Origin of the sequence: Streptomyces sp. NBC_01450, assembly GCF_036227505.1 — a bacterium.
In the GTDB taxonomy this organism is placed as follows: Bacteria; Actinomycetota; Actinomycetes; order Streptomycetales; family Streptomycetaceae; genus Streptomyces.
In genome coordinates this window covers 3,217,451-3,230,624 of the sequence record NZ_CP109480.1, presented here as the reverse complement: position 1 = coordinate 3,230,624, position 13,174 = coordinate 3,217,451, and the positions used below count along the sequence as shown (strand labels likewise).

15 protein-coding genes are annotated in these 13,174 nt (G+C 69.8%); 8 read left to right on the top strand and 7 right to left on the bottom strand.

The window, feature by feature from the left end:
- The first annotated feature begins 17 nt into the window (after positions 1–17).
- Entirely contained in the window at positions 18–416 is a 399-nt protein-coding gene (locus OG568_RS14525; protein ID WP_266586649.1) for a RidA family protein, read from the top strand.
- Positions 417–426: 10 nt separating this feature from the next.
- Here the strand turns inward: OG568_RS14525 and OG568_RS14520 are convergent, their stop codons facing one another.
- Complete coding sequence (locus OG568_RS14520) at positions 427–621, bottom strand: DUF5999 family protein (RefSeq protein WP_329531850.1); 195 nt, start codon at positions 619–621, stop codon at positions 427–429.
- A 290-nt stretch (positions 622–911) separates the two neighbouring features.
- On the opposite strand from OG568_RS14520, the gene OG568_RS14515 reads away from it, so the two are divergent.
- Complete coding sequence (locus tag OG568_RS14515) at positions 912–1,358, top strand: DUF6299 family protein (RefSeq protein WP_266586653.1); 447 nt, start codon at positions 912–914, stop codon at positions 1,356–1,358.
- Positions 1,359–1,468: 110 nt separating this feature from the next.
- On the opposite strand, the gene OG568_RS14510 is transcribed toward OG568_RS14515, so the two are convergent.
- Both OG568_RS14510 and OG568_RS14505 read right to left on the bottom strand, forming a co-directional pair.
- Positions 1,469–2,143, bottom strand: coding sequence for a cytochrome b/b6 domain-containing protein (locus OG568_RS14510; protein WP_329531849.1), 675 nt, complete (start codon positions 2,141–2,143; stop codon positions 1,469–1,471).
- Positions 2,085–2,813 carry a molybdopterin-dependent oxidoreductase gene (locus OG568_RS14505; RefSeq protein WP_329531848.1) on the bottom strand — a complete coding sequence of 243 codons (729 nt, stop codon included), beginning with the start codon at positions 2,811–2,813 and terminating at the stop codon, positions 2,085–2,087. Before OG568_RS14505 ends, OG568_RS14510 begins: the two co-directional genes overlap by 59 nt.
- 333 nt (positions 2,814–3,146) lie before the next feature.
- Here OG568_RS14505 and OG568_RS14500 point away from each other — a divergent pair, with 333 nt between their 5' ends.
- Positions 3,147–3,992: a prephenate dehydratase gene (locus OG568_RS14500; RefSeq protein WP_329531847.1), complete on the top strand. Its 846-nt coding sequence runs from the start codon at positions 3,147–3,149 to the stop codon at positions 3,990–3,992.
- Between the two features lie 69 nt (positions 3,993–4,061).
- Here the strand turns inward: OG568_RS14500 and OG568_RS14495 are convergent, their stop codons facing one another.
- Positions 4,062–4,610, bottom strand: coding sequence for a CGNR zinc finger domain-containing protein (locus OG568_RS14495; protein ID WP_329531846.1), 549 nt, complete (start codon positions 4,608–4,610; stop codon positions 4,062–4,064).
- A gap of 234 nt (positions 4,611–4,844) precedes the next feature.
- Here OG568_RS14495 and OG568_RS14490 point away from each other — a divergent pair, with 234 nt between their 5' ends.
- A complete protein-coding gene (locus OG568_RS14490) occupies positions 4,845–5,912 on the top strand; it encodes an alpha/beta fold hydrolase (protein WP_329531845.1) in 1,068 nt (355 codons plus the stop codon).
- A gap of 29 nt (positions 5,913–5,941) precedes the next feature.
- On the opposite strand, the gene OG568_RS14485 is transcribed toward OG568_RS14490, so the two are convergent.
- Positions 5,942–6,889, bottom strand: coding sequence for a helix-turn-helix transcriptional regulator (locus OG568_RS14485; RefSeq protein ID WP_329531844.1), 948 nt, complete (start codon positions 6,887–6,889; stop codon positions 5,942–5,944).
- Between the two features lie 187 nt (positions 6,890–7,076).
- On the opposite strand from OG568_RS14485, the gene OG568_RS14480 reads away from it, so the two are divergent.
- The 3 genes from OG568_RS14480 to OG568_RS14470 all read left to right on the top strand — a co-directional run bounded on the left by OG568_RS14480 (position 7,077) and on the right by OG568_RS14470 (position 8,252).
- Positions 7,077–7,514: a nuclear transport factor 2 family protein gene (locus OG568_RS14480; RefSeq protein ID WP_329531843.1), complete on the top strand. Its 438-nt coding sequence runs from the start codon at positions 7,077–7,079 to the stop codon at positions 7,512–7,514.
- Positions 7,515–7,861: 347 nt separating this feature from the next.
- Positions 7,862–8,041 (top strand): hypothetical protein, encoded by a 180-nt coding sequence (locus OG568_RS14475; protein ID WP_329531842.1) that lies wholly within the window; start codon positions 7,862–7,864, stop codon positions 8,039–8,041.
- Between the two features lie 49 nt (positions 8,042–8,090).
- Positions 8,091–8,252, top strand: a complete 162-nt coding sequence (locus OG568_RS14470; RefSeq protein WP_329531841.1) for a hypothetical protein — start codon at positions 8,091–8,093, stop codon at positions 8,250–8,252.
- Between the two features lie 452 nt (positions 8,253–8,704).
- Here OG568_RS14470 and OG568_RS14465 read toward each other — a convergent pair whose 3' ends face one another.
- On the bottom strand, positions 8,705–9,133 hold the full coding sequence (locus OG568_RS14465) for a hypothetical protein (RefSeq protein WP_329531840.1): 429 nt from the start codon (positions 9,131–9,133) through the stop codon (positions 8,705–8,707).
- Positions 9,134–9,142: 9 nt separating this feature from the next.
- A complete protein-coding gene (locus OG568_RS14460; RefSeq protein WP_329531839.1) occupies positions 9,143–9,427 on the bottom strand; it encodes a hypothetical protein in 285 nt (94 codons plus the stop codon).
- Positions 9,428–9,727: 300 nt separating this feature from the next.
- On the opposite strand from OG568_RS14460, the gene OG568_RS14455 reads away from it, so the two are divergent.
- Positions 9,728–11,815 (top strand): serine/threonine-protein kinase, encoded by a 2,088-nt coding sequence (locus OG568_RS14455; RefSeq protein WP_329531838.1) that lies wholly within the window; start codon positions 9,728–9,730, stop codon positions 11,813–11,815.
- Positions 11,816–13,174: the final 1,359 nt, after the last annotated feature.

Below are 13,174 nucleotides of genomic sequence, written 5' to 3'. Positions count from 1 at the left end.
GAGAGCCTGGAGGTCGTGTGAGCACCGAGCGCGTCAACCCGCCCGAGCTCTCCCCGCCCACCGGCTTCTCGCACGCCGTCGTCGCCACCGGCACCCGCGTCGTCTTCCTGGCGGGCCAGACCGCGCTGGACACGGACGGGAAGGTGGTCGGCTCGACCCTCCCGGAGCAGTTCGAGAAGGCGCTGGCCAATCTGCTGACCGCGCTGCGGGCCGCGGGGGGAACCCCGGCCGACCTCGCGCGGGTCACGGTCTACGCCACGGACGTCGCCGACTATCGCGCTCAGGCTCCCGAACTCGGCCGCGTCTGGCGGCGGTTGGCGGGCCGCGACTATCCCGCGATGGCCGTGGTCGGGGCCGCCCGCCTCTGGGACGAACGGGCCCTGGTCGAACTGGACGGCTTCGCGGTGCTGCCGTAGGGAACGACGGTCAGGCGGCGACGGCCAGCCGCTCGGTGAACACCCGGTGCGGAGCGACCACGCTGCCGTCGGGGAGCAGTTCACCGCTGTCGTCGAAGACGATCGCGCCGTTGCACAGCAGGCTCCAGCCCTGCTCGGGGTGGGCCGACACGGTGTGCGGAGCGTTGGAGTCCGCGGACGGGCACAGAGCTTGGTGGGAACACATGGCGCACCTCCACGTCGGATGCGATGAGTGTCGACGGCGCCGTCGCCGTCTCGCATAGGTAAGACCATGCTCCCGTGGCGAACTCATCGGAACCGCCGGTCGAGAAGCGTGACAACACGCGGACAACTCTCGAACGTTCCCATGACGCGGGGACCGGACCCGCCACTGACGGGACCGGCCACGGACCGGATCCGCGACGGACCGGACTCGCCACCAAAGGGGTGACGATCACTGCCTTGGGCCCGCGCGCCCGGTACCTGTGGAGCCCCCCACGTTCCAGGAGGTACCTCATGTCCTTGCGCCAGGTCATCGGCGCGGCCACCGGCGCCGCGTTCCTGCTGCTGGCCGCCCCGTCCGCCGTCGCCGTGTCCGTCGGCGCCCTGTCGGCGCCGTCCGAGACGGTGACCGTCGACTCGACCGGTCACCTCGCGGCCGACGGAACCGTCACTCTCTCCGGCACCTACCGCTGTCTGAGCGGTACGGGGCCGGTGCTCGTCTCCTCGTCGCTCTCGCAGGACGACCCCCGGATCCGTTACGGCATCGGCGGCACCGCGGCGGTCTGCGACGGTGCGGAGCACCGCTGGACCAACTCGGAGAAGCGCACGTCCGACACGCTCGAACCGGGCGCCGCCCATGTGGAGGCCACCCTGATGGAACTGAGCCCCGCCCTGGGCGGTCTGCCGCTGCCGCTGTTCCACGCGGTGCAGCAGCAGGACATCACCCTCATGGAGGGCTGAACCGCCTCCGTGGAGGACGGAGGCGGCACACGGCAGAGAAGGACCTGGCGGGGCCCGCCGGACGACGCGCGGACGTTCCCTCCGGCGGGCCCGCCACCGTTCCGGCCGTCTCAGGTGTCCGGGGAATCCTTCTTCAGCCACATGGAATGGTGTTTCCTCGCCCACTCGGGCGTGACGAACCCGGTGCGCATCCCGAGCCGTGCTTCCGGGTCCTGGTACGCCTTCCGCAGGTGACCGATGAGGACGAAGCTGATCCCCCAGGCCAGGCAGTCGTGCACGAAGATCGCACTGGTGCGGGAGATCGCGGGCAGCAGGCCGGTGAACCACATCAGCAGCCCGGTGAACAGCATCAGCACCACGGCCCCGGCGATCCAGCCCGCGTACAGCTTCTGGCCCGCGTTGAACTTGCCGGCCGGGCGGGCGGACGGTGAGGTCAGGCGCCTGCGAACCGCGTGCAGCCATTGCCGGTCGTATGGCGCGAAGCGGTTCAGCTTCCGCAGGTCCGCCCGGAACGCGGGAGAGAAGAGGCCGAGGAAGAAGGGCAGCGGCAGCAGGATGCCCGACCACTCGTGAACGGTGACCATCAGATGGCGCCGGCCGACCAGTTGGGCGAGCGGTCCCAGATACAGGCAGGCCGCGGTCGCCACGCACAGCAGCATCAGACAACCGGTGGCACGGTGGACCAGCCGCTCGGCCCGGGTGAACCGGCGGATCCTTTCCGAGCGGTCAGGCGGCGGAGCCATTGCCGTGCCTGTCCTCTCCGTCGAGCCAGCCGTCGATGTCATAGCCGCGCTCCTCCCAGTAGCCGGGAATGACCTTGTCGGTGACCGAGATGCCGGACAGCCACTTGGCCGATTTGTAGAAGTACATCGGGGCCGCGTACAGCCGGACGGGTCCGCCGTGCTCGTGCGTGATCGGCTTGTCCTGCATGTTCAGGGCCACCATGACGTCGGAGCGGCGTGCCTGCTCCAGCGTGAGGTTCTCGCTGTAGGCGCCGTCGAAGCAGGTGAAACGTACGGCCCTGCCCTCGCCGCGCACCCCGGCGGCGTCGAGGATGTCCGCGAGCCGCACGCCCTCGAACGGCGTGTTCTCCACGCGCCAGCCGTCGGTGCACAGCACGTCGTGGACGACGCGGGTCTGCCGCATCGCGCGCAGCTCGGGCAGGGTGTAGGTCTTCGGACGGTCGACCAGGCCGTCGACGCGCAGCTCGTAATCGGTGTCGTCCTTGCGCGGCACCGAGCCGACGACGCTGTAGTAGCGGAAGCCGCCCGGGTTGGGCAGCAGTCCGGTGAGGCCGGTCGAGTCCACCTGTGAGGCGGCGCCGAGAAACCTCTCCCAACCTCGCTGCAAGGAGGGCGCGGTGGCGAGTCCGGCGGCGCCTGCCGCGAGCGTGGCCAGCATGGCCCGCCGCCCTATGGGCGCTCCCTCCACCGGGTCTTTCCGCCGGTCGCTCATGTCCGTTCCCGTCCTGTCGTGGTGAGGAGCGCGCGGGCCCGCTCGGCGATGCCGTTCACGGTCGCGTTCGTGTTGCCTGCCTGGCACGATGGCCGGCACGATCAAGAGTCACCTGTTGAAGCGGTGACGGTTGAGGCCACGATACTGGCATCGGTGAGAGTCACCCGTCAAGAAGGTGATGCGTTGCCGGAGTCTGAGGGGCGGTCGGCGTCCTCCGGAGTCTCTCCCTGTGGACAGCACTTCGGTCTTGCCGTACCGGCGGCTTACGGTGACCCTTCTGCGGTTCTTCTGCTGACCGACGACGCAGGCTCTCCGGCTGGAAGGTGACACACGGTGACGACCGTCGCATATCAGGGCGAACCCGGCTCCAATTCAGCGACGGCCACCCAGATCCTGTACCCCGGAAGCTCCGAGCTGCCCTGCACGAGCTTCGACCAGGCTCTGGACGCCGTGACGCTCGGCACCGCCGACCTGGCGGTGATCCCGGTGGACAACTCCGCGGCCGGACGCGTCGCGGACGTCCACCACCTGCTCCCGGAGTCGGGCCTGTTCGTCATCGCGGAGTATTTCCTCGCCATCCGCTTCGACCTCATGGGGGTCCCCGGAGCGTCGCCGGCCGAGGTGGAGTGCGTGCGCAGTCATGTCCACGCACTGAGCCAGTGCCGGAAGGTGCTGCGCGAGGGCGGCTGGCGCACGCTCGTCACGGACGACACGGCGGGGGCCGCCCGCGAGGTGGCGGAGCTCGGCGACCTCCGGCACGCGGCACTCGCCCCGCCCGCCGCGGCGCTGCGCTACGGCCTGGAGGTGCTGCGGGCGGGCGTCGAGGACGACCCGGACAACACCACGCGGTTCGTCGTCCTCTCCCGTGAGGCCGCTGTCCCGCCGGTCACCGACGAGCCGACGATGACGAGTCTGTTCTTCGCCGTACGGAACATCCCCAGCGCCCTCTACAAGGCACTCGGCGGCTTCGCGAGCAGCGCCGTGAACCTCACCAAGATCGAGAGCTACCAGATGGGCGCCGGTCTGAACGCGAGCTGCTTCTACGTCGAGATCGAGGGCCACCCCGACGAACCCCGCGTCGCGCTCGCCCTGCAGGAACTGCGCTTCTTCTCCTCCGAGGTGCGCGTCCTCGGCGTCTACCCGGCACACCCCCACCGCCTGCGGGAACGCGTCGGGTGAACACCGCCCCCGACGCGTGACCTGCGCTGCGGCGCGTGACGAAGGAGCCCCGGTCTCCTTCGGGGGCGGTCAGCTCTTCGAGACGTGCTGGCGTGCCCGGTAGGCGGCTGCCTTGACCCGGTTCCCGCAGGTCCTCATCGCGCACCACTCGCGTCGGTGGCCGCGGGAGCGGTCGAGATAGACCTGGGTGCACTCGGGACGACCGCACTCGCGCAGCAGCGCTTCCTCATCGCCCCCGAGGATCTCGACGGCCTCGCGCGCGAGGGACGCGAGTCCCTGGGAGGCGGAACCGGTACGTCTCGTGCCGTCGGGGCCGAGCTGGAGCTGCACCGCCAGGCCCGCGGCCTGCCGGTTCACCACGTCGACCGCCGCGGCGGGCAACTGTTCGCCCGTGAGGCGCGCCGCGATCAGTGCGTAGAGCGACTCGCGGAGTTCCAGGGCGACTTCGAGGTCGGCCTCGTCGGCGCCGGGTGCCGTGTCGAGCATCTCGGACTCGACGAACCAGGCGTCGAGGAGCTCGGGCGAGGCGAGCTTCTCCATCGGCACCGCATTGCGTCGCGCGCGCAGGGTGCCGACGAAGTCGAGGGGGAGTGTCCCGCAGGGAAAAGCATGATTCACGTCACCATATTGACCGGTGACCTCCCAATGTGCAACGTCCCCCGCGCGATGATTCATCACCTGCTCGGTGGGTTACCCGGGCTCACCGAGGAAGTTCGTAACCGCCTTGACTGGTGACGCGGCTTGTGTGAATGTCATCGGGAACACGGACCGCAACGCCATAGCGAACGAATGTTCGAGCTGCATCCCCCTGCGACATGCAGGCCGGCGCATCAAGGGCACGGAGGGTTTCACATGATCAACAGGCGCACCTTCAGCAAGGCCATCGGTCTGGGCACGGGCGCGGCCGCCGTCTCACTGGCCGGTCTGCAGGGTGTTCCGACCGCCTCCGCCGCTCCGCGGAGGGGCGCCGGGGCGCCGACGCCGGTCGTGCCGACGGTCACTCCCGGCACGCACACCGGCTTCAGCTCGCTGAAGCAGGTCAAGGCGGGCGTGCTGAACGTCGGTTACGCCGAGCTCGGCCCGTCCCACGGTCCTGTGGTGATCTGCCTGCACGGCTGGCCCTACGACATCCACAGCTACGTGGACGTCGCCCCGCTGCTCGCGGCGCAGGGCTACCGCGTGATCGTGCCCTACCTCCGCGGTCACGGCACGACGCGATTCCTGTCCTCCCGGACGGTCCGCAACGCCCAGCAGTCGGCGGTCGCCCTCGACATCATCGCCCTCATGGACGCCCTCAAGATCCACAAGGCCGTCCTCGCCGGCTTCGACTGGGGCTCGCGCACCGCCGACATCATCGCCGCCCTCTGGCCCGAGCGCGTCAAGGCCCTGGTGTCCGTGAGCGGATACCTGATCACCAACCTCGAGGCGCAGAAGCAGCCACTGCCCCCGAAGGCCGAGCACACCTGGTGGTACCAGTACTACTTCTCCACCGAGCGAGGCCGCCTCGCCATGGAGAACAAGACGGACCGGCACGACCTGTGCCGGCTCGTCTGGGACACCGTCTCCCCGACCTGGAACTTCGACGACGCCACCTTCGAGCGCACGGCCACGGCCTTCGAGAACCCCGACTACGCCGCCATCGTCATCCACAACTACCGCTGGCGCCTCGGCCTCGCCGACGGTGAACGCCGCTACGACCGCTACGAGAACCGGCTCGCCGCACGACCGGTCATCGAGGTGCCCACCATCACCCTCGACCCCGAGGTCGACCCCTTCACGGCCCCGGGCGACGGATCCTCGTATCGGGACAGGTTCACCGGCAAGTACGTGCACCGGACCCTGAAGGGCATCGGCCACAACCTGCCGCAGGAGGCGCCCACGGCGTTCGCCCGGGCGGTCGTCGACGCGGACCACCTCTGACGAAAGTCGAGGAGGAGGCCGGCCGCCCGTCAGGGCCGACGGGTCGACGGTCTGCTCGTGGATTCCGTGTGCGTGTCCGTGTCTTGGTCCTGGTCCTGGTCCTGGTCCTGGTCCTGCGCGGCCGTGGCGGACCAGCCGGCGAGCAGCTTCAAACCGTCCTCGGCGGGGGTGTTGGGGGGCGCGCTGTAGACGACCACGCTCAGGCCGCCTTCGTCCGGCAGGCTCATGGTCTCCTGGTCGAGCTCGAGGTCGCCGACGAGCGGATGGTTGAGGCGTTTGGTGCTCTCACGGAAGACATGCACGTCGTGGGATCCCCACATCACGCGGAAGGCGTCGCTGCGGGTGGAGAGTTCACCGATCAGGTTCGTCAGTTCCCGGTCGTCGGGGTTTCTCCCCGCCTCGATGCGCAGCGCGCCCACGGCGAAGCGGGCCATGGGCTCCCAGTCGGCGTAGAAGCGCCGACCCGCGGGGTTGAGGAACGCGAAGCGGGCGACGTTGGCCCGGCAGGTCGGGTCGGCGTACATCTCCGAGTACAGGGCCCGGCACAGCGGGTTGGCGGCCAGCGTGTCGAGGCGGTTGTTCATCACGGCCGCCGGCAGTTCGGGCATTCCCTCGATGATCCGCGCCACGCTCGGCCGCACCGTCGGCCGCACTGTCGGCCGGGCCCCACGCTGACGGGCCCGCGTCTCGGGTGGCGGACCGGCGGCGCGGGCGAGGTCGTAGAGGTACATGCGCTCGTTGTCGTCGAGCCGCAGGGCCTGGGCGAGGGCGTCCAGCACGCTGTCGGAGACACCTTTGAGGCTGCCGCGTTCCAGGCGCGTGTAGTACTCGACGCTCATCCCGGCGAGCATGGCGACCTCGCCCCTGCGCAGTCCGGGCACCCGCCGCTGGCCGTACGTCGGCAGCCCCGCCCGCTCGGGGGTGATCTTGTCGCGTCGGGAGCGGAGGAAAGCGCTGACTGCGTCCCGGTTGTCCATGAGGACAGGGTAGGCAGGCCGCGCGACGGGCTGGGGGGTCCTGGCGGTACCCCTCACAGCAAAGGCTCCCCCGGCACGGCCGTCTGCCGTTGCATGGTGCGTGCCCCGGTCCCGCGGGGCCCGACTTCAGTACCGAGTCGCCGGACGAGGGCTCGAGTACCTGAACAACACAGAAGGGGCACACAAGATGAGCGAGCAGAGCGAGACGGTGACGGCGCGGCGTCCGGCGGATGTCGTGCGAGGGCTGTACGACGCGCTGGGCAGGGGCGACGTGCCGGGTGTCCTGGCCAGGCTCGCCCCCGAAGTGATCGTCGACGAGCCGAACCAACTTCCCTACGGGGGCGTGCACCAGGGCCGCGAGGTGTTCGTGCGGTCGGTCCTGGGCGCGATGATGGGCTACGCCGACGTCGCCATCACCGCCGCCGAGGTGTTCGAGGGTCCGGCCGGCGTCATCGGCACACTCACCGGAACGCTCACCGCCCACACCACCGGCGAGGAGTTCCCGCTGACCATGGTCGAGATCCACCAGGTCGAGGACGGCACCGTGCGCAAGATCGACGTCTACACCAAGAACCCCCACGAGCTCGCCGAGTTCTACGCCCGTGCCGAGGCGGGCACCCGCTGATCACGACACCTCGCCGCCACGCACACGTGCTCTGCGAGGAAGCGGCTGTGGGAGCGGACGCCCTCGCGGACGCGGGTGCTGACGCTCTCGACGCCGTTGACCCGGTCCGGTGGCGAGAAGGGCTCGCCGACATCGACAAGTTCCTGACCGCACGGTGGAACCGTCCGAGTGGTGAGCTGAAGCCGCTCCTCGACGAGACCGTGTGCTGTCCGCTTTGTATGCAGGACGCGCTTCTCAGCGGTGTGGATACGTCGAGGCCCCGCCACTCTCCGTAAAGATCGCCTTCATGGACGAGTACCAGGACACCCCCGCCGGTCTCGCGGAGGCCATGCTGGGTGCTCCGGGCGATGAGGCCACCGCGCGGTCCCCTCTGCGGCTTCTTCGGGGACCACTGGCAGCAGGTCTACGAGAAGGCGTGCGGGGCACTCGAGGATGCGCGCCTGACACCGGTCGTCCGACGGCGCGACCGACGCTCGCAGCGCGCCGTCGTGAACCTCCTGAACGCGATGCGTCCCGAACTGCCCTGACGCGCTGGAACCGGCCCTGCTCCACCGCCGGAACAAGCGCTATGGCGCGATGTTCGACGCGCTCGACCCACGTGGCCGTCCTCCCGTCAACTCGCCCGCCGGCAAGCAGGAATGGATGACGTTCCTGGAGAAGCTGGGGGAGGCCCGCAAGACGGGCAGGGTCGGCGACGTCCTCGACCTCTGCCTGAGCAGTAGCTCTTCCTCTGCCTGAGCAGTAGCTCTTCGACGGCCTGGGGAAGGTACGCGAGCGTCGACAATGCCGAGGCCCGGGTGGCGGCCTGGGCGAAGGAGTAGCAGCAGCTGCGCGAGGTGCCGTACGCGGAGTTGCTGGCGTTGAACGAGCACCTTGGCGGTGGCACGCCGTTCGCCAGGCAACAGGGCGTCAAGAGACTGGAGTTCACCCTGGTCCTCGCCGTAGTCAGCATGGGCCACACCCGCTTCCAGATCCCCGAGATGCCGGCCAACGTCTCCCGGCGCGACGAACTGGTGGGCAAGGAACGGGAGGCGTTCGTCAGGGCGCGCAATCTGTTCTACGTCGCGTGCTCACGAGCCAGAGAGCACCTGGCCGTTCTCTTCACCACGAAGTTCGAGCCCGCCGCACTGGACACCCTCCGGGAGTGGGTCGGCGAGTCGCGGATCACGTCACGGCCGGGTGCGGTGCCGTCACCCGCTGTCGTAGAGACGGTGCAGGTCGACCAGTTGGACGGTCGGGTCGCGGTCCGCGATGCCGCGCAGGTCGTCGGTGAAGCCGGCGCCGCTGAAGCAGAGCGGGCGGGTCTGCTCGGAGGCTCCGGTGCCGCTGTCGCGGGCGGCCGGCAGGTGCCGGATGCGCCGGAGGCGTTCCAGGTGGGCGAGGCCCATCGTGTCGTTCCACTTGGCCTCGCCGATGGCGAGCGGGTCGTTGACGGTTCCGGAGGCGACACGTGAGGGATGGCCGCCGTACGTCTCGGGTGCGGCGTGCCGGCGGGCCCACTCGCGGCACAGGGTCTCGAAATAAGGCCCGAGGACCTTGCTGCGGAAGGTGGACTGGGCGCGCCGCCGGACGGCGGTGGCGCGGCCGGGGTGTTCGAGGTCGCCCCGGTGCGGTCGCATGACGGCGTGTCAGATGGCGATGAGCGGTTCGGCGATCCGGTGGTAGGAGGAGCGGTTGCGGCGGAACGCGTCGGGTTCGTGGCGGATCAGGCCGACGTCCTCGAGTACGTGGAGCGGATGGGCGAGAACCGTCGACTTGCGGCCCAGGTAGTCGGCGATGCCGTCGCGGGACGCGTTGCCGGCGGCCAGGACGGAGTGGTAGAGGGCGCTGTCGTGGAGTTCGGGTTCCTCCGCGAGGAGGTACCGGGCCTCGCGGAACAGAGGGCGGCCCGGGTTGAGGACGGCACGCACCACCCAGTCGTCGAAGTCCTCGGGGCCGGAGGGCGTGTCGCCCTGGGTGAACTCCCGACGGTAGGCCGGGGTGCCGACGACGACGGCGTGCGTGAGGGCGGCGGTGCGCGGGTCCGTGATGTCCCAGAACTGTGCCGCGAGCCGGTAGCCGGAACCCCGGTCCCGACACCGCCGCGCGGAACATATGCGGGCTGCACCCGTTCTGGGCGACTTGCCGTTCTTCGAACGATATGCGATACGTGGAGAGGACCCCTTCAGCGCTCGCCGAGGAACCCCTGCTGGCCGTCCTGGAAGGGGAGTGCCATGACAGGAGCGCAAGAGGCCGCCGGACGCGTGGTTACCGGACGTTATCGGCTCCTGCGTCGGCTCGGCACCGGCGGCATGGGACGTGTGTGGCTGGCGTACGACCAGGAACTGGCGTGCGAGGTCGCGCTCAAGGAGATCATTCTGCTGCCGGACGTCCCCGAATGCGAGGTGAGCTGCCGGATCGCGAGGGCTCGCGGCGAGGCCCGGCACGCCGCCCGGCTGCGCAACCATCCGCATGTCGTCACCGTGCACGACATCGTGGAAGAGGACGGCCTGCCGTGGATCGTCATGGAATACGTCAGCGGCGCCATGGACCTGGAGGCGGTGGTGCGCGAGCGGGGGCCGCTGCCGCCCCGCGACGTCGCCCGGATCGGTCTGGCGGTCATCGACGCCCTGCTGGAGGGACACCGGCTCGGCGTCCTGCACCGGGACGTCAAACCGGCCAACATCCTGCTGACCCATCCGGGGCCCCAGCCCCTCTATCCGACGGAGGGCGGCGGCCGGGTGATGCTCACCGACTACGGCATCGCGCTGGAGCCGAGCTCCGGCGAGGACCGCCTGACCGCCACCCTGGAGCTCCTCGGGACGCCGCGCTTCATGGCCCCGGAGCGGGCCAACAGTCAGCCGCCCACCCCTGCCGCCGACCTGTTCTCGCTCGGGGCCACCCTGTACTACGCCCTCGAGGGAGCCGGTCCCTTCGACCGCGACACCGCCCTCACCACGCTGAGCGCCCTGCTGTTCGAGCCTTGCACCCCGCCGCGCCGGGCGGCGGAGCTGACCCCGGTCCTCGTCGGGCTGCTGGCCAAGACCCCCGCGGACAGGATGGACGGTGAGGAGGCCGCCCGGCGGCTCGCCTCCATCGCCGACCAGCCCTACCCGTCCCCTTTGCAGCAACCGGCTCCCTCGACGGAGGTGCCGCCGTCCGAGCGGCCCCCCGCCTCGAAGCCGCCGCGCCCCCAGGAATCGGCCCTGCCGACCGAGATCCTGTCGCCGGCCAAGCCGGAGGAACCGACCGGCCCGCCCCTGGAACCGCTGCCGCGCAAAGTGGACGAGGCCCGGCCGCGGCCCCGCCCGCCGCGGCCCGGAAACCGACGGGCCAGGCTCATTGCGGGGGTGGCGCTGGCGGCGCTTGCCGCGGCGGGCGGCGGCATCTACCTGGCGCAGTCTCGTTCCTCGGGTCCCACCGTACCGTCCGTGTCCTCGATCCAGGTCGGCAACCTTCCGGGCGGGGTGGCGGTGTCGCCGAACGGGCGCCGGGCCTACGCGACCAACTACTTCGGCCCGGCTTCGGTGTCGGTGATCGACACCGACACCGACCGCACCGTGGGCAACCCCATTCCCGTCGGCGACAAGCCGCAGGGGGTGGCGGTGTCCCCGGACGGACGCCGGGCCTACACGGCCAACTACGGCTCGGATTCGGTGTCGGTGATCGACACCGTCACCAACCGCACCGTGGGCAGCCCCATCGGTGTCGGCAAGGACCCGGTCGGGGTAGTGGTGTCCCCGGATGGACGCTGGGTCTACGTGGCCAACTCGGGCTCGGCTTCGGTGTCGGTGATCGACACTGCCACCAACCGCACGGTGGGCAACCCCATCGGTGTCGGCAAGAAGCCGTACGGGGTGGCGGTCTCCGAGGACGGAGGTCGGGCCTATACGGCCAATGCCGGCTCGGATTCGGTGTCGGTGATCGACACCGTCACCAACCGCACGGTGGGCAACCCCATCGGTGTCGGCAAGAACCCGGTCGGGGTGGCGGTCTCCCAGGACGGAGGCCGGGCCTATACGGCCAATGCCGGCTCGGATTCGGTGTCGGTGATCGACACCGTCACCAACCGCACGGTGGGCAACCCCATCGGTGTCGACAACAAGCCGGTCGGGGTGGCGGTCTCCCAGGACGGAGGCCGGGCCTACACGGCCAATGCCGGCTCGGATTCGGTGTCGGTGATCGACACCGTCACCAACCGCACCGTGGGCAACCCCATCGGTGTCGACAGGTACCCGGTCGGGGTGGCGGTCTCCCGCGACGGAGGCCGGGCCTACACGGCCAACTCCGGCTCGGCCTCGGTGTCGGTGATCGAGTTCTAGCCTCCCCTTTTCGCTTGGGGCGGCGGAGTCGGGTTGGTCGCGGTGGGCCGGTGGATTTCGGCTGTTCGTCGCCTGGCGGGCATGGCCGCGGCCCGACGCTCGGGTCGGGTTCTCCAGGGATCCTCGGGTCGCAGGCGACCGTCCCACTACCGCGCCCGCCCCACTGCACTCCCCACCTCCAGGCCGTTGACAGTGGTCCGGCTGTAGTACCAAGCTGTAGTACTTAAACTGACAAATCAGGAGTAATCCATCACCCCAGTCAAGGGAGATCGTCATGGTGACGAGCGTCGGGAAGCGCATCCGACACCTCGTTGGTGCGTTTTGCGTTGCTGCGCTGCTCGCCGGAGCGGTGGGCGTGACGAGTGCTGAGGCAATGCCTCAGACGACGAAGGCCGCAGCGGAATCGCTGAGCGCGGACTGCGCGGGCCCCCAGAACCCGCCGGGCTGTTAGAAGCTGTCGGTTGCCGATTGTGAGCGGGGCGTGACCGACGCTCCGGTCGTCGGGCATGCAGTGCCGTGAAAGGTAGGGTCGCCTGTAGGTCCCTGGACCTTGACCAGCAGGTTCTTGCGGGCCCAGGTGCTCATGTGCAAGGCAAAGGTGTTCTCGGTGGCGGTCGGCAGCGCGGCCGCGATGTCGCGGGGCGCCAGTCACGGGCGGGGTCGGTCTGCATGACGGCGAGGACGTCCTCGCGGCGGACGGCGCGTCTGGGGGCACTGGGGGCCCGTCGGGAAGCTTGAAGGTTCCCCGCCCGGTCTTGTTGCGGTCCAGTCGCAGGAGGGCGTCGAGACGACCCTGATCGCCAGCACCGTCGAGAGCCCGACCACCGTGCGCCGGCTTCCGGTGGCGCTCAACAGGGGACGTCTGCTGCACCGTGCAGGGCCTTGCATCCGTGCGTCCGATCGTACGGCCGGTACGGGCCGGGGCTGGTCGGTCGGATAGCTGGAAGCGTCGTAGTCATTGACGAGCCGGCAAGAAGCTTCCCGGATCCGTTCCCCCGGTACGGCCGTCTCAGACCGGGGGCGGAGGGCTGCTGCGTGAGTCGATTTACGGTACTCGCGGCGGTGCGAGAGCCAGCACAAGCAGCACCCACCCAGTCGGTGACCCCAGGCCGACGGCCGAAGGGCGGCATTGCCAAATCGGCAAGGGTCGCCGCCTCGGCATCGTGATGGTTACCGGGGTGGCTTGCCGGGTCTTCGACGTGGGTGCCGATGGTCGACCAGACGCGGTCGGCGTGACACGACCGACATCGGACGGTGCGAGGCCACTTCGGCGACAACCCTCCGTGAGGGCTGACGAATACTCAGGCATCTCAGACGTATCGCCAACCGCGCAAGATCATCTTGCACGTGCGTTGCGCA